This window comes from Endozoicomonas sp. 8E (assembly GCF_032883915.1).
GTDB lineage: Bacteria > Pseudomonadota > Gammaproteobacteria > Pseudomonadales > Endozoicomonadaceae > Endozoicomonas_A.
The window spans coordinates 2,983,396-2,999,318 of sequence record NZ_CP120717.1 but is presented as its reverse complement, the minus strand read 5'-3'; the positions used below and the strand labels follow the sequence as shown (position 1 = coordinate 2,999,318).

The 15,923-nt window shown below is 49.6% G+C and carries 12 protein-coding genes; 2 read left to right on the top strand and 10 right to left on the bottom strand.

What is annotated here, in order from left to right; all coding sequences use genetic code 11:
* Positions 1–185: 185 nt before the first annotated feature.
* From P6910_RS09380 to sdhC, 10 genes are all read right to left on the bottom strand, one after another.
* Positions 186–1,070, bottom strand: a complete 885-nt coding sequence (locus tag P6910_RS09380; RefSeq protein WP_317146007.1) for a prenyltransferase — start codon at positions 1,068–1,070, stop codon at positions 186–188.
* 193 nt (positions 1,071–1,263) lie between these two features.
* A complete protein-coding gene (gene sucD, locus P6910_RS09375) occupies positions 1,264–2,136 on the bottom strand; it encodes a succinate--CoA ligase subunit alpha (RefSeq protein ID WP_317146006.1) in 873 nt (290 codons plus the stop codon).
* Positions 2,137–2,138: 2 nt separating this feature from the next.
* Positions 2,139–3,305, bottom strand: a complete 1,167-nt coding sequence (gene sucC / locus P6910_RS09370; protein ID WP_317146005.1) for an ADP-forming succinate--CoA ligase subunit beta — start codon at positions 3,303–3,305, stop codon at positions 2,139–2,141.
* Positions 3,306–3,571: 266 nt separating this feature from the next.
* Complete coding sequence (lpdA, locus tag P6910_RS09365) at positions 3,572–5,011, bottom strand: dihydrolipoyl dehydrogenase (RefSeq protein ID WP_317146004.1); 1,440 nt, start codon at positions 5,009–5,011, stop codon at positions 3,572–3,574.
* A gap of 62 nt (positions 5,012–5,073) precedes the next feature.
* Positions 5,074–6,297, bottom strand: coding sequence for a 2-oxoglutarate dehydrogenase complex dihydrolipoyllysine-residue succinyltransferase (gene odhB, locus P6910_RS09360; protein WP_317146003.1), 1,224 nt, complete (start codon positions 6,295–6,297; stop codon positions 5,074–5,076).
* Positions 6,298–6,353: 56 nt separating this feature from the next.
* Positions 6,354–9,185 (bottom strand): 2-oxoglutarate dehydrogenase E1 component, encoded by a 2,832-nt coding sequence (locus P6910_RS09355; protein WP_317146528.1) that lies wholly within the window; start codon positions 9,183–9,185, stop codon positions 6,354–6,356.
* Between the two features lie 545 nt (positions 9,186–9,730).
* Positions 9,731–10,453, bottom strand: a complete 723-nt coding sequence (locus P6910_RS09350; RefSeq protein WP_317146002.1) for a succinate dehydrogenase iron-sulfur subunit — start codon at positions 10,451–10,453, stop codon at positions 9,731–9,733.
* A gap of 15 nt (positions 10,454–10,468) precedes the next feature.
* On the bottom strand, positions 10,469–12,241 hold the full coding sequence (sdhA, locus tag P6910_RS09345; protein WP_317146001.1) for a succinate dehydrogenase flavoprotein subunit: 1,773 nt from the start codon (positions 12,239–12,241) through the stop codon (positions 10,469–10,471).
* Positions 12,242–12,244: 3 nt separating this feature from the next.
* Entirely contained in the window at positions 12,245–12,613 is a 369-nt protein-coding gene (sdhD, locus tag P6910_RS09340) for a succinate dehydrogenase, hydrophobic membrane anchor protein (protein WP_317146000.1), read from the bottom strand.
* Complete coding sequence (sdhC, locus tag P6910_RS09335) at positions 12,607–12,981, bottom strand: succinate dehydrogenase, cytochrome b556 subunit (protein WP_317145999.1); 375 nt, start codon at positions 12,979–12,981, stop codon at positions 12,607–12,609. Before sdhC ends, sdhD begins: the two co-directional genes overlap by 7 nt.
* Before the next feature lie 441 nt (positions 12,982–13,422).
* Between sdhC and gltA the strand changes: the two genes are divergently transcribed.
* Both gltA and P6910_RS09325 read left to right on the top strand, forming a co-directional pair.
* A complete protein-coding gene (gene gltA, locus P6910_RS09330) occupies positions 13,423–14,706 on the top strand; it encodes a citrate synthase (protein WP_317145998.1) in 1,284 nt (427 codons plus the stop codon).
* A 476-nt stretch (positions 14,707–15,182) separates the two neighbouring features.
* A complete protein-coding gene (locus P6910_RS09325) occupies positions 15,183–15,905 on the top strand; it encodes a TerC family protein (RefSeq protein ID WP_410493892.1) in 723 nt (240 codons plus the stop codon).
* Positions 15,906–15,923: the final 18 nt, after the last annotated feature.

Below are 15,923 nucleotides of genomic sequence, written 5' to 3'. Positions count from 1 at the left end.
TGGTTTTTTCTATTTTTCATAAAAGGCTTACTGCGTTAAAATTATTTGCAAACTTTTGACTTCTTATTTTCAAAAAACTGACAATAAAAAAGAAAAAAGTCGTCTATCCTGATCCTTGTTCAAAATTGCATTTACTTCGCCACTCTAAATTTTTCAATAGAGAGTCCTTTGGCCTAAATTCATTATCAAGAAAGTCTAATCACGCTCAATATAAAGCAGATGCCGAACACCAGAAAAAAACACCCAGTCATAGGCGGCAATTTGTTTAACTCACAATCACCTGGTGAACATTTTAACAATTTAATCGGTTGCCAGATGAGTAACAACGAAAATATCAGATAAGCGGGGTTTATCAGTAAGTTATTCAGGTAGAGGTAATAGCTGATCGGGTATACCGACAGCAACAATACAGCGTAGAATATCCTGCCCACATCAAACCCTATTCTGACAGTCAGGGTTCGGATACTGGAAGACTGATCTTCCAGATAGTCACGAATTTCATTCGACACCAGTAGGGCAGCAGTTAAAAGACTTACCGGTATAGAAACCCAAAGCAGCTTATTATCCCAGACACCAGCAACCGCATAATAAGACCCGCTTACCATCAGCACCCCAGTTAGAAGGAAAACGGCTGGAACCCCCAGACCGAGATGTTTATAGACGACAGGCTCTCCTGTATAGAAGTACCCTGCAGTAACACCAAAAAGCCCCATTAGAAATAAAGGCCAGCCTGTTTTCCAGACAAGCCAGAGTCCTATGGCAGTTGCTACCAGGGCAAAAAGACCGGCAAAAGCAAAGTTCCTGCGAATCTGCTGAATCACCTGCTCTGCCAATTGGCCTGTCTTGCCATTCCAGAAATGTAAGTCAGCATGATCATTGGCCAGATTACTGGCTGCCTGTAATAAAATACCCGCAATCATAACAGCCACAGCACTTGCAATATCACCCTCTCCCTTTGAGAAAGCCACGGCGATCCCTAATCCACAAGTGATCAGTGCAACAGAAAAGGAAAAAGGCCTGAGGGCCTTCGCAAAACTGTATTTATCAGGATTCAGATTCGGTTTATCCACTGTAGAATTCCCTGAGGGTGGAGATAAACGCGAAACTATGTGCCATTGAGCGGCTTCAGCCTATAGCGATATTCCGAAATCCCGATAGGATGCAGGTAAACAGGAGGGCGGTCACTCAGGAAATCACTAAAAAAACGGCTCATCTCCTCTGAGATGAGCCGTATAATGAGTCAAAACTGATCAGATAGGACTCTTACCAACCTGCTTTCTCTTTCAGAGCTTGACCGATTTCTGCCAGAGAGCGGACGGTTTTAACACCAGCTTCTTCCAGAGCAGCAAACTTCTCGTCAGCAGTCCCTTTACCACCAGAAATAATTGCACCCGCATGACCCATACGCTTACCTGAAGGTGCAGTAACACCGGCAATGTAGGAGACAACCGGCTTGGTTACATTCTCTTTTATGTAAGCAGCCGCTTCTTCTTCAGCTGTACCACCGATTTCGCCGATCATAACAATCGCTTCAGTCTGTGGATCTTCTTGAAACAGCTTCAGGATGTCGATGAAGTTGGAGCCAGGAATCGGGTCACCACCGATACCGACACAGGTGGACTGACCAAAACCAAAGTCAGTGGTCTGCTTAACGGCTTCATAAGTGAGGGTCCCGGAACGGGAAACAATACCGACTTTACCTGGTTTATGTATGTGGCCTGGCATAATGCCGATCTTACACTCGCCCGGAGTGATAACACCCGGGCAGTTAGGACCAATCAGAGTAACACCCAGCTCATCACAGCGAACCTTACAGTCCAACATATCCAGAGTTGGAATACCTTCAGTAATGCAGACAATCAACTTAATACCGGCATTAGCAGCTTCGAGGATGGAATCCTTACAGAAAGCGGCGGGCACGTAGATTACAGAAGCTTCAGCGCCGGTTGTAGCGACTGCCTCAGCAACCGTGTTGAATACAGGCAGACCCAGATGCTCCTGACCACCCTTACCAGGAGTAACACCACCAACCATACGAGTGCCGTAGGCAATCGCCTGTTCGGAGTGGAAAGTTCCCTGAGAGCCAGTAAAGCCCTGGCAGATCACTTTGGTCTCTTTATTAATCAGGACACTCATTCTTATTTACCCTCCGCTGCTTTTACTACCTGGTCTGCAGCGTCGGAGAGACTGCTTGCAGCGATAATATCGAGTCCACTTTCAGCCAGTTTCTGAGCACCCAGCTCAGCGTTGTTGCCTTCCAGACGCACGACAACAGGCACTTCAACGCCGACTTCTTTCACTGCACCGATGATGCCGTCAGCAATCAGGTCACAGCGAACGATGCCGCCGAAGATGTTAACCAGTACCGCTTTAACACTATCGTCTGACAGAATAATCTTGAAAGCTTCACTGACACGTTCTTTGGTAGCACCGCCACCCACGTCCAGGAAGTTTGCTGGAGCACCACCGGACAGTTTAACGATGTCCATGGTACCCATAGCCAGACCAGCGCCGTTTACCATGCAGCCGATGTTACCATCCAGGGCTACGTAGTTCAGTTCCCACTGAGCAGCGTGGGCTTCACGGGCGTCTTCTTGAGAAGGATCGTGCATGGTCTTCAGACGAGGCTGACGGTAAAGAGCGTTGCTATCAATGTTCAGCTTGGCATCCAGGCAATGCAGATCGCCAGCTTCAGTGATAACCAATGGATTGATTTCCAGCAGAGCCAAATCCAGATCCTGGAACAGTTTCGCCAGACCCAGGAAGATCTTGGTAAACTGCTTAACCTGAATAGCGTTTAGACCCAGTTTGAAAGCGAGTTCACGACCCTGATAGGGCTGAGCGCCGACCAGAGGGTCAATAGTCGCCTTCAGAATCTTTTCTGGCGTTTCTTCTGCCACCTTCTCGATTTCAACGCCACCTTCAGTGGAGGCCATGAAAACGATCCGACGGGTAGAACGGTCTACAACAGCACCCAGATAAAGTTCCTGAGCGATGTCGGTGCAATTTTCTACCAGAATTTTGCTAACTGGTTGACCATTTTCGTCTGTCTGGTAAGTGACCAGATTCTTACCAAGCCAGTTCTCGGCAAATTCACGAATTTCATCCTTGGAGCTAACCAGCTTTACGCCGCCAGCCTTACCGCGGCCACCTGCATGAACCTGTGCTTTAACAACCCACTGATTTCCGCCAATCTGGTCTGCGGCTGCAACTGCTTCTTCCGGTGTATCGCAGGCAATACCCTTGGATACCGGCAGGCCATATTCAGCAAACAGCTGCTTACCCTGATATTCATGGAGATTCATACTGACAATACCATTGTTGTTTTAATCAAATTCCTATCCACATCCGTGGATAAAAAGGTTTCTTTGTTTCGACCCCAACCCTTAAGGCATCGAAATTAAACTTTGGGTCCTGACGCCTGTCTAACTTGTACTTTCAATATGAAATTGTCTTAAGTCCTACAGGCCAAGATTCCCTCTGACACTTCTTCGCATCAGTTTTTGATTGAGAAAGCTTACTGCTATAAGTGGGTATTCCGCACACCAGTAAGTCATTCCCGGACACTCAATTAGCGACGCTTACGATTAGGAATATGAATCGCATGACCGTCTACAGCCAGAACGGCTTCGTGCAAAGCTTCACTCAGTGTGGGGTGAGAGAAGATAGTCAGAGCCAGGTCTTCAGTGCTGGCAGCAAACTCCATGGCAATAACTCCCTGCTGAACCAATTCAGCAGCGCTCGGGCCTACTACGTGCACACCCAGGACACGGTCAGTTACCTTGTCAGCAATAACCTTAACCATTCCTTCCGTCTCGTTAGCAGCCAGAGCACGACCACTGGCTACAAATGGGAAGGTACCTACTTTGTAATCAGCACCTTCGGCTTTCAGTTCCTGCTCGGTCTTGCCCACCCATGCAATTTCAGGATGGGTATAGATCACAGAAGGAATCAAATCGTAGTTCATATGGCCTTTCTGGCCAGCAATGATTTCAGCAACCATGATGCCTTCTTCACTGCCCTTGTGCGCCAACATTGGACCACGAACTACATCACCAACGGCGTATACACCGGGTACGTCAGTAGCACAGTGATCATCAACAAAAATAAAGCCACGCTCATCCATGTTCACACCACAATCTGCAGCCAGCAGGCTCTCTGTGTATGGACGACGGCCTACAGCAACAATCAGTTTGTCGAATACAACAACCTGTTCACTGCCATCAGAATCCGCATAGGTAACGTGTACTTCATTGCCCTTGATTTCAGAACCAGTGACACGGGCACCCAGACGGATGTCCAGTCCCTGCTTCTTGAAGATTTTCATGGATTCTTTGGAGATCTGCTCGTCGGCAGCTGCCAGGAAACGATCCATGGCTTCCAGAACAATGACTTCAGAGCCAAGGCGACCCCAAACGCTACCCAGTTCAAGACCGATAACACCTGCTCCAATAACCCCCAGACGTTTGGGTGTTTCCTGAAATTCGAGGGCACCGGTGGAATCAACAATCAAATCACCATCAGTCGGTGCTGGGGGTATTTCTACCGGACGGGAGCCAGTAGCAATGACAACATTACCCGCTTCATAAACTTCAACAGTGCCATCAGCCTTAGTCAGCTCAACCTGCTTATTCGCCAGTACTTTACCAGCGCCTTCCAGCAGAGTCACACCATTTGCTTTAAACAGACCACCGACGCCAGTAGTGAGGGTTTTAACGATCTTGCTCTTGCGGGCGATCATTTGCGGCACGTCCATTTCCACACCAGAGTGATTGATACCGTGCAGCTTGAAGTCTTTCTGAGCTTCAACAAATTTGTGAGAGCTGTCCAGCAGCGCTTTGGAGGGAATGCAACCTACATTCAGGCAGGTTCCGCCCAGAGCTGTTTTGCCTTTGTCATCAGTCCACTTTTCAATACAAGCAGTCTTAAGGCCCAGCTGCGCTGCACGAATTGCACAAACATAACCTGCAGGACCTGCTCCGATGACAACAACGTCAAACTGATTTGCCATATCTTCTATTCCAAGAAAATGAGAATGGCGGCCTTTTGAGCCGCCGCATAACCCATGAAAACTTACAATTCCAGCAGGATTCTGGCTGGATCTTCCAAAAGTTCCTTGATGGTAACGAGGAAAGTGACTGCTTCCTTGCCATCCAGCAACCTGTGGTCATAGGACAAAGCCAGATTCATCATGGGTAGAATCTCCACCTGACCGTTAACGGCCATGGGGCGCTCCTGAATTTTGTGCATACCCAGAATGGCGGACTGAGGTGGATTCAGAATCGGTGTAGACAAGAGCGAACCAAACACACCGCCGTTGGAAATAGTAAAAGTTCCACCGGTCATGTCCTCAATATCCAGCTTGCCACCCTGGGCTTTTTTACCGTATTCACGGATTTTCGCCTCAACGTCGGCCAGGCTCATGTTTTCAGCATTACGCAGAATAGGTACTACCAGACCACGATCGCTGGACACAGCAACGCCAATATCCTGATAGCCGTGGTAAACGATATCATTACCATCAATGGAGGCATTAACTGCAGGATAACGACGCAGGGCTTCAGCACAGGCTTTGACAAAGAAGGACATGAATCCGAGACGGACACCGTGACGCTTCTCGAACTGATCTTTATAACGGGCTCTCAGTTCCATAACCGGCTTCATGTTGACCTCATTAAAAGTGGTCAGCATGGCGGCTGTCTGCTGTGCTTCTACCAGACGCTGTGCAACTCTAGCACGCAGACGTGTCATTGGTACACGTTTTTCCGTGCGCTCACCAGCAAATACCGGAGTGGTAGCTTCTACTACAGGAGCAGAAGAAGCCTGGACTGCTGGAGCAGGAACAGCTATCTGAGCTGGCCGCTGCTCTGCATGACGAACGACGTCTTCCTTGGTGACACGACCGCCCTTGCCAGTGCCGGAAATAGTCGTAGGGTCAATGCCTTTTTCATTAGCGATCTTTCGAGCAGCGGGGCTCAAAATTGGCTCTTCCGTACTAGCAGGCACTTCATTGGTTACCGACGCTGATTCAACCGCTGGAGCGGAGGCTGCAGCCGCTGCACCGGCTTCAAAAACGGCAATAACCTCTTCGCTCAGGACCGTGTCGTCTTCATTCTTGAGAATCTCTTTCAGCACGCCATCCGCTGGAGCAACAACTTCCAGCACTACTTTATCGGTCTCTATATCGACCAGCAGCTCATCACGAGAGCAAGCTTCTCCGGGCTTCTTGTGCCAAGTGGCAACCACACCGTCAGCGACAGATTCCGGAAACGTTGGTGCTTTTATTTCAGTGGCCATTATGGATCCTTTCGGGGTTGCGACCTATCGCCCCGGAGCTGCCGGGGCATCATCAATTAAACGTTAAAAGCGTCTTTTACCAGCTTTTGTTGCTCTTCAACATGCTTGGACATATAACCACAAGCGGGTGCCGCAGAAGCTTCACGACCTGAATAAGCCAGACGCAAGTTGTTAGTGTGATTATCGAGAGCACGGCGCATATGATGCTGGCTGCAATACCAGGCGCCCTGATTCATGGGCTCTTCCTGGCACCAGACAACATCCTTCAGGTTTGGATAGCGCGCAATCACCTCATCCAGGTCATCCTGAGGAAAAGGATACAGCTGCTCGATACGAATGATGACTGAATTTTTCAGTTCATTTGCACGCTTATACTCAAGCAGATCGTAGTAGACCTTACCGCTGCACATGATAAGACGGGTAATTTCGGCTGTTTCATGTTCATCAATCTCTGGAATGATGGTCTGGAAGCTTCCTTCAGCCAGTTCTTCCAAAGTGGAAACTGCCAACTTGTGCCTGAGCAGGCTCTTTGGAGTAAAAGCGATTAATGGCTTGCGCAGCGGACGCAACACCTGACGACGCAGCATGTGGAACACCTGAGCCGGAGTGGTTGGCACACACACCTGGATATTGTGCTCAGCACACAGTTGCAGATAACGCTCAAGACGGGCTGAAGAGTGCTCCGGACCCTGACCTTCATAACCGTGAGGCAACAGCATGGTCAGACCACAGAGACGACCCCACTTGTGCTCACCACTGGTAATAAACTGGTCAATAACAACCTGACAGCCGTTAGCAAAGTCACCAAACTGGGCTTCCCAGATAACCAGTGCGCCTGGTGTCGTAGTTGCATAACCATATTCAAAAGCCAGCACAGCCTCTTCCGAGAGCAAAGAGTCCCAGATCTGGAAGTCAGGCTGATTTTCGGAGATATTGGCCAGCGGTACATAGGTAGACCCGTCTTTCTGATTATGCAGCACAGCATGACGGTGAGAGAAAGTGCCTCGACCAACATCCTGACCGGTAATACGTACCGGATGACCTTCCATAATCAGGGTACCGTATGCCAATGTTTCAGCTGCACCCCAGTTAATGGATTGTGCTCCCGCAGCCATTTTCAGTCGATCATCAATAATCTTGCTGACCTGGCGCTGAACGACAAAACCCTCAGGTACCTTGCACAGCTTCTGACCCAGCCCCTGCAGTGTAGCCAGGGCTACGCGGGTATCGTGACGCGCAGTCCATTCATGTCCCAGATAAGGAGCCCAATCAACAAACAGTTCTTTGTTGGGTTCTTTTACCAGCGACTTAACAACATGACCACCGTTGTCCAGAGCATTACGGTAGCTGTCTACCAGCGCCTTGTCCTTCTCTGCATCCATGACGCCTGCTGCCACCAGTCTCTCTGCATACAGATCACGGGTAGTCTTGTGACTCTTGATAATCTGATACATCAGTGGCTGTGTACCGGAAGGTTCATCGGCCTCATTGTGTCCACGGCGACGGTAGCAGACCAGGTCAATAACAACATCGCGCTTGAATTCCATTCGGTAATCAAGCGCCATTTTGGTCGCAAAGTGGACGGCTTCAGGGTCATCACCATTCACATGAAGGATAGGAGCACCCACAATCTTGGCTACATCCGTGCAGTACTCTGTAGAACGAGCATCTTCCTGTTTGCTGGTTGTAAAACCCACCTGATTGTTGACGATAATATGCAGAGTACCACCGGTCTTATAAGCACGGGTCTGGGACATCTGCAGGGTTTCCATGACAACCCCCTGACCAGCAAAAGCGGCATCACCGTGAATGGCAATTGGTATAACCTGACCACGGGCTGTATCGTTACGACGATCCTGACGAGCACGCACAGAGCCTTCCACAACAGGGGACACAATTTCCAGATGAGAAGGGTTGAATGCCAATGCCAGGTGAACTTCACCACCCGGCGTCATGACGTTGGAGGAGAAGCCCTGGTGGTACTTCACGTCACCGGAGCCGGTATCGGCCATTTTCTTACCCTCGAACTCGTCAAACAGCTCGGAAGGGTTCTTTCCGAGAATATTAACCAGTACGTTGAGGCGACCACGATGTGCCATGCCGATCACGATTTCCTTGGCGCCGTAGGAACCGGAGCGCTGGATAATTTCGTCCAGCATAGGAATCAGTGATTCCGCTCCTTCCAAACCAAAACGTTTGGTGCCCGGGTACTTGGTTCCCAGGTATTTTTCCAGACCTTCTGCCGCAGTCAGGCGTTCCAGCAGATGCTGCCTGCCTTCAAGGCCCAAATCCGGACGACCTCGAACACTTTCCATGCGGCTTTGGAACCAGCGACGCTCTCCAGTGTTGACAATGTGCATGTACTCAACACCAATGGAACCGCAGTAGGTGGCCATGAGAGAATCGATAATCTCACGCAGCGTCGCCCGCTCTTTACCGATAAAAATGGTACTGGTCTGGAATTCAGTATCCAGATCTGCTTCGCTCAGCCCATGATACTCAAGACTCAGATCGGGAAACTGTTCACGCTGCATACAACCCAATGGGTCGATTCTGGCCAGTTGATGCCCCCGGATTCGGAAGGCACTGATCAAACGCAACACCTGAATCTGCTTGCGCTCATGATCGCTGGAAATGGTGCCGGCTTGGATTGGGCGGGTGCTTTGACGCTGGCGCGCCATTAAGACAAAATTCTCCTGGATGGTGGAATGAGGTACATCCGGACCACCACCATTGACCTGAGGAAGTTTTTCAAAATAATCACGCCACTCCTCAGAGACCGAATTCGGGTCGCGAAGGAATTGTTCGTAAAGTTCTTCGACGTATGCAGCATTCCCCCCGGAAATATGTGAAGTATCCCACATTTGCTGCATCACACCTTCTTGCATCATCACTACCCCGTGAATGAAGGGCTGTCTAATCATGAGAGTCGCACTGTGGCCTGCTGTCTGTTGTCCTGACAGGCAGAACGCTGAACACCGGGGCTTTCGCCTCCCCCGCTTATTCAAACTCCACAGATAGACCGGTGATTGACCGGCCGTCCCGCTGATAAAACCTGCCTGACCTGCCCTTCATTGGTTTAGAGAGTCAGTAGTCAGCCAAGCTTAGAATAAACTACAGTTCCACTTAATTCGTGCGACAGCGCAACTATAGTCAGAAATTTTCTTTGGATCATCAGCTTCTCCAGACTTCTGGCGCCAGCCTCAGACCCTTTGTGTTGAAAATCAGTTTTGAAAACCAGTGTAGATACTGCTGATAGCAAAAAACGTACGCTCACACAACATTCGCACATTTCACGTCATCGGACCAGCCTCAAATTAATCTGATAACGAGTTCCCCGACAACTTCCTCTTCCAGGGAGTCTCTTATGCAGCAATAAAAGAGCCCCCTGTTGTCTGTTTAATCTCTTAAATCCACTTTATAGAGTAACCGATCAGGATGCACTATCAAACAGCATCTGTTTAATATGACCAATTGCCTTGGTTGGATTCAGACCTTTTGGACACACAGCCACACAGTTCATGATACCACGGCAACGGAAAACGCTGAACGGGTCATCCAGATCCGCAAGACGTTCCTGAGTCGCAGTATCACGGCTGTCAGCCAGAAAACGATATGCCTGCAGGAGACCGGATGGACCAACAAACTTGTCTGGATTCCACCAGAAAGATGGACATGCTGTGGAGCAACATGCACAGAGAATGCACTCATACAGGCCATCCAGCTTCTCACGATCTTCAGGACTCTGCAGACGCTCTATGGCCGGCGCAGGCTCTTCATTGATCAAGAAGGGCTTGATCTTTTCGTACTGTTTATAGAAAAGGCTCATATCCACAATCAAGTCACGGATGACTGGCAGACCAGGCAAGGGACGCAAAATCAATTTCTTCTTGCTGCCCATAGCTTCCGAAAGAGAAGTTACGCAAGCCAGACCATTGGTACCATTAATGCTCATACCATCGGAGCCGCAAACACCTTCACGACAGGAGCGACGATACACTAATGTTTCGTCCTTTTCCTTGATCAGGTTCAAGACATCGAGCACCATCAGGTCTTTGCCTTCAGGAATATCCACCACAATGTCTTTCATGTAAGGTTTGGAGTCAGACTCCGGGTTGTAGCGATAGACGCTAACACTTAACGAACTACCCAACATATTCCTGCCTCCTCCTCAGTAGGTTCTGGCTTTCGGTGGAAAAGCGTCCATAGTTTTAGGTGCAAAGTTAACCTGACGCTTGCCGACCCGTTTTTCAGCCGGAAAATACAGAGAATGTGCCAACCAGTTTTCATCATCACGCTCGGTAAAGTCGTTCCGGGCGTGTGCTCCACGAGACTCCTTACGCTCTTCGGCAGAAACCGCTGTGGCATAAGCTACTTCATAGAGATTCTCGAGTTCAAGAGCTTCAATGCGGGCTGTATTAAATGCCTGACTCTTGTCTTCAAGGTGAGTATTTTCCAGACGCTCACCCAGCTCATTCAGTTTCTTCAGACCTTCCTGCATACTATCGCCTTCACGGAATACACCGAAGTACAGCTGCATGATGCTCTGCAAATCCTTACGGACGTCGGCAACCTTTTCACCGCTACCGGACTTGTTCAGCCGATCCAGACGGGACATGGCCGCTTCAATATCACTGTCAGAAGCATCAACACCGTCGAAACCCTCTCTCAGGTTTTTCTCGATCTGGATACCCGCTGCACGGCCAAACACGACCAGATCCAGGAGGGAGTTACCACCCAGGCGGTTAGCACCGTGAACAGATACACATGCGGCTTCACCACAGGCGTAAAGACCTTCTACAACTTTGTCGTTACCTTCAGCATCCGGGAACAGAGCCTGACCACCCACGTTGGTCGGAATACCACCCATCATGTAGTGACAGGTTGGTACAACCGGAACAGGCACTTTAACCGGATCAGCATGTGCAAATGTCTTGGACAGTTCACAGATGCCTGGCAGACGCAGATTCAGAGTTTCTTCACCCAGATGATCCAGCTTCAGCAACACGTGGTCCTTATCCGGTCCACAGCCACGCCCTTCCAGAATTTCCAGAATCATGGAACGGGCTACTACGTCACGACCAGCAAGGTCTTTGGCATTAGGCGCATAACGCTCCATGAAACGTTCACCTTCACTGTTGATCAGGTAACCACCTTCACCACGGCAGCCCTCAGTCACCAGCACCCCCGCACCGTGAATACCGGTTGGATGGAACTGCCACATCTCCATGTCCTGCATCGGGAAGCCGGCACGCAAAGCCATACCAATACCATCGCCGGTATTGATCAGGGCGTTAGTGGTGGAAGCATAGATACGTCCGGCACCGCCTGTAGCCATAACAGTTGCCTTGGATTTGACATAAACGGTTTCGCCCGTTTCCATGCAAATCGCGATAACACCCGCCACCTGACCATTCTGATTCTTCACCAGATCAACGGCGTACCATTCATTCAGGAATGTAGTACCACCTTTCAGGTTGGCTTGATAGAGTGTATGCAAAAGAGCATGACCTGTGCGGTCAGCAGCTGCACAGGTACGAGCAGCCTGACCGCCCTTGCCAAATTCTTTGGATTGGCCACCGAATGGTCGCTGATAGATACGCCCTTCCTCAGTACGAGAAAAAGGCAGCCCCATATGTTCCAGTTCAAATACAGCCTGGGGACCTACAGAACACATATACTCGATTGCATCCTGGTCACCGATGTAGTCCGAACCTTTGACGGTGTCGAACATATGCCAGCGCCAGTCATCCTGTGGATCTGCACTGGCAATGGCACAGGTAATGCCACCCTGGGCAGATACAGTATGAGAACGAGTTGGAAACACCTTGGTCACACAGGCCGTTTTGATACCGGCCTGGGTCAGTTGCAGAGCAGCGCGCATGCCAGCGCCACCGCCGCCGATTACGATGGCGTCGTAAGTCAGTGTGCGAAGAGCTGACATAGATCAATTACCCCAGAGAATTTGAATGCCCCAGACGATGTAACTGAATACTGCCACAAAACAGATCAGCTGGAAGGGGAAACGAATCAAAACAGACTTATTCCCAAATGCACGAGCATTCAGGTAGTCAGTGGCTATTGTCCACATTCCCACCCAGGCGTGGGCAGCAATGGACAGAATGGCGAGCAAGGTAAACACCTTCATCCAGGTCTGTTCAAACAGGCCGCTCCATTGCTGAAAATCCAGACCGGGATTTATGAGAACATAGCCACCTATAAACAAGGTGTACGCAGCCAGAATGATGGCAGACAGCCTCTGCAACATCCAGTCGTAGAGTCCACTTCGGGACAAGTTGGTAATATTTGTTACCATACCCACACCCCCGCGAGCACAATCAGTACAGCTGATAAAACAATGGTAATGATCGCACCAGCCTTGCCTGACTCCTTACCTTCACCAATACCGACATCCATTAACAGATGCTTGACACCGGCAACAAAGTGGTAGATCAGTCCGGAAAGCAGCACCCAGACAATAAATTTGACCAGGCCACCCGACATGAGTGCTTTCAGTTCCGCAAAGGACTGTTCTGAAGACAGCGACAGATCCAGTGCATAGAGCAGGAAACCCACCCCGACAAACAGCAATATTCCCGAAATCCTGTGCAGGATCGAGGTATACGCTGGCAGAGGTAGTTTAATTGTGGTTATGTCTAGATTGACAGGTCTTTTGCTATTCACGTTTTTTGTCCCAACGCCCGAGGCGTGCACAGCTGAATCAGCAACAATATCCAGAGGTTATGACCTACTCGGGTTCATGCCCTCTTTTATCAGGCTTGCCTGAACAGGCTACCCTGAATGCAGGTTAAGAAACCGCGTTAATTCATGTTAACGTTCTTTTCTCACCCCCCCTCATGAAGCCCTCCACGACTTCGGCTGTGAAGTATAAACAGTTCGGTTTTCAATTACAATTGATTAACCCTCTAAGCAAATTTACTATAGACCTCTGAACTTATTGCGCAGACTTTTTCAAAGATACACATGTTTGACAAACAAATTTCTGGCCCTATAGTGGTCGAACCGTAAAGGGCCCCAACCAAAAAAAACTTATTCTGTGCGCATAATAATTATGGGTCCGAGAAGACGATAACGACAGAATAAACGGCAAGACAGGAGCCTATGATGGCTGAAAAGAAAGCAACCCTCTCGATTGACGGCAAACAACTGGAACTTCCTGTACATACCGGGTCTCTGGGCCCAGATGTTGTTGATGTTCGCAGCCTGACTGCCAATGGTCTGTTCACATACGACCCTGGTTTTGTATCTACAGCTTCCTGCGAGTCAAAGATCACCTACATAGATGGTGAAAAGGGTGTACTACTGCACCGTGGCTACCCTATTGAGCAGCTTGCTGAACACTCTGACTACCTGGAAACCTGCTACCTGCTGGTTTATGGCGAACTTCCAGACAGTAAAGAGAAGAAGCATTTTGAAGACACCATCATGCGTCATACCATGATTCATGAACAAATGGTGGATCTATTCTCCGGTTTCCGTCGCGACGCTCACCCCATGGCCGTGATGTGCGGCGTAGTAGGCGCTCTCTCGGCCTTCTATCACGATTCACTGGACATCACTAACGAACGTCACCGTGAAATCTGTGCCTATCGCCTGATTTCCAAAATGCCTACCCTGGCAGCCATGACCTACAAATACTCCATCGGCCAGCCATTCGTTTACCCACGCAATGACCTGGGTTACGGCGGCAATTTCCTGCACATGATGTTTGCTACTCCCTGTGAAGAGTACGAAGTGAATCCTGTACTGGCCCGTGCCATGGATCGCATCTTCCTGCTGCATGCCGACCACGAACAGAACGCATCAACGTCGACTGTACGTCTGGCAGGCTCCAGTGGTGCCAACCCATTCGCCTGTATTGCTGCCGGTATTGCAGCTCTCTGGGGACCGGCTCACGGCGGTGCCAACGAAGCAGTACTGGTCATGCTGAACGAAATTGGTGATGAGAAACACATCGATGAGTTCATTGATCGCGCCAAGGACAAGAATGACCCCTTCCGTCTGATGGGCTTTGGCCATCGCGTCTACAAAAATTTCGACCCACGCGCCAAGGTTATGAAGCAGACCTGCGACGAAGTACTGAGCGAACTGGGCCTGGAAGACGATCCGCTTTTCAAGATCGCCAAACGTCTGGAAAAGATAGCCCTGGAAGACGAATACTTCGTCGAGAAGAAGTTGTACCCTAACGTAGACTTTTACTCCGGCATCATCCTGAAAGCCCTGGGCATTCCAACAGAGATGTTCACAGTAATCTTCGCGACCGGTCGTACTCCGGGCTGGATTGCTCACTGGCATGAAATGATCAGTGGTGAATACCGCATTGGTCGTCCGCGTCAGCTCTACACTGGCGAAACTTCCAGAGACTTTATCCCGGTTTCCGATCGCTAATCACTGCTATAGCCATTACCTGCTGAAAGCCGAAGTCTTATCGGCTTTCAGCCCTCCCCACTCCCTCAGACTTTTTTGCACACTTTCAACACCCTCGCAACATGACCTGCATTTTCTCGAAAGAGATCAAAAACAATGCCTCGAGCTGATTGCTCACAACACCGGCTAGGAGCCTGACCGAGAATAGCGCCCGTAGCGAGGACGGCAGAAAATTGAGGATGAAAATTCGGTTTCGTGAGGAGAATAGCGAGCTATTTGACGAACAAAAGCGGATTTTCAGACCGATTTGCTGCCGCCGCAGTAGGGCAGTCTATTCTCGGTCAGGCTCCTAGACAACCTGTCAGACTTCCAGGAGTCAAAACGTTCTTCACCACTATCAGTCTCGTCTATTTTTAACCGATATTACTAACGAGTGGCTTAGGGAAGAGTATCCCGGCAAGAACGACTAATACGATAGAGCGAATACGATAGACACAATGACTGAACTTTTCCTGACCCCGGAGCCCTGGATAGCTCTGGCAACACTGACCCTCCTGGAGATTATTCTGGGCATCGACAACATCATTTTTATTACGATCGTTGTCGACAAAATGCCTGCACACCAACGCAACAGCGCCCGCAGACTCGGGCTGTTGCTTGCCATGTTCACAAGGATCGCCCTGCTGCTCTCCATTACCTGGATCATGAGCCTCACCTCCCCTCTATTCCACCTGTTCAATCATACCCTATCCGGTCGGGACCTGATTCTTCTGGGAGGCGGGCTCTTCCTGCTGATTAAAGCCACTCACGAGATTCACGACTCTATTGAGCCCGGCAAAGATGAAGGATCTCATCTGAAACCAAGAGGGTATGTTACAACCCTGATCCAGATTGCTCTTATTGATATTGTTTTCTCTCTGGATTCAGTCATCACAGCAGTGGGACTGGCAGAACACCTCTGGGTTATGATCACCGCCATTGTCATTTCGGTAGGCATTATGATGTTCGCTGCAGGCCCTATCGGAGAGTTCGTCAGCGATCATCCTACCTTCAAAATGCTAGCGCTCTCCTTTTTGCTTCTGGTTGGAGTCTCTCTTATGGGAGAAGGTCTCGACTTTCATATCCCAAAAGGCTACATCTACTTTGCCATGGCGTTTTCTCTGGCCGTCGAGATGCTCAACACCCGTTTGCGATCGAGACAGTCTGCGACAAACAAGTAACATTGGAGTATTCTCCAC

Bases quoted from the DNA above. Each gene is read 5' to 3' on its own strand.
- sucD (WP_317146006.1), bottom strand. From the start codon at position 2,136: ATGAGTGTCCTGATTAATAAAGAGACCAAAGTGATCTGCCAGGGCTTT.
- sucC (WP_317146005.1), bottom strand. From the start codon at position 3,305: ATGAATCTCCATGAATATCAGGGTAAGCAGCTGTTTGCTGAATATGGC.
- lpdA (WP_317146004.1), bottom strand. From the start codon at position 5,011: ATGGCAAATCAGTTTGACGTTGTTGTCATCGGAGCAGGTCCTGCAGGT.
- odhB (WP_317146003.1), bottom strand. From the start codon at position 6,297: ATGGCCACTGAAATAAAAGCACCAACGTTTCCGGAATCTGTCGCTGAC.
- P6910_RS09355 (WP_317146528.1), bottom strand. From the start codon at position 9,185: ATGCAAGAAGGTGTGATGCAGCAAATGTGGGATACTTCACATATTTCC.
- P6910_RS09350 (WP_317146002.1), bottom strand. From the start codon at position 10,453: ATGTTGGGTAGTTCGTTAAGTGTTAGCGTCTATCGCTACAACCCGGAG.
- sdhA (WP_317146001.1), bottom strand. From the start codon at position 12,241: ATGTCAGCTCTTCGCACACTGACTTACGACGCCATCGTAATCGGCGGC.
- sdhD (WP_317146000.1), bottom strand. From the start codon at position 12,613: ATGGTAACAAATATTACCAACTTGTCCCGAAGTGGACTCTACGACTGG.
- gltA (WP_317145998.1), top strand. From the start codon at position 13,423: ATGGCTGAAAAGAAAGCAACCCTCTCGATTGACGGCAAACAACTGGAA.
- P6910_RS09325 (WP_410493892.1), top strand. From the start codon at position 15,183: ATGACTGAACTTTTCCTGACCCCGGAGCCCTGGATAGCTCTGGCAACA.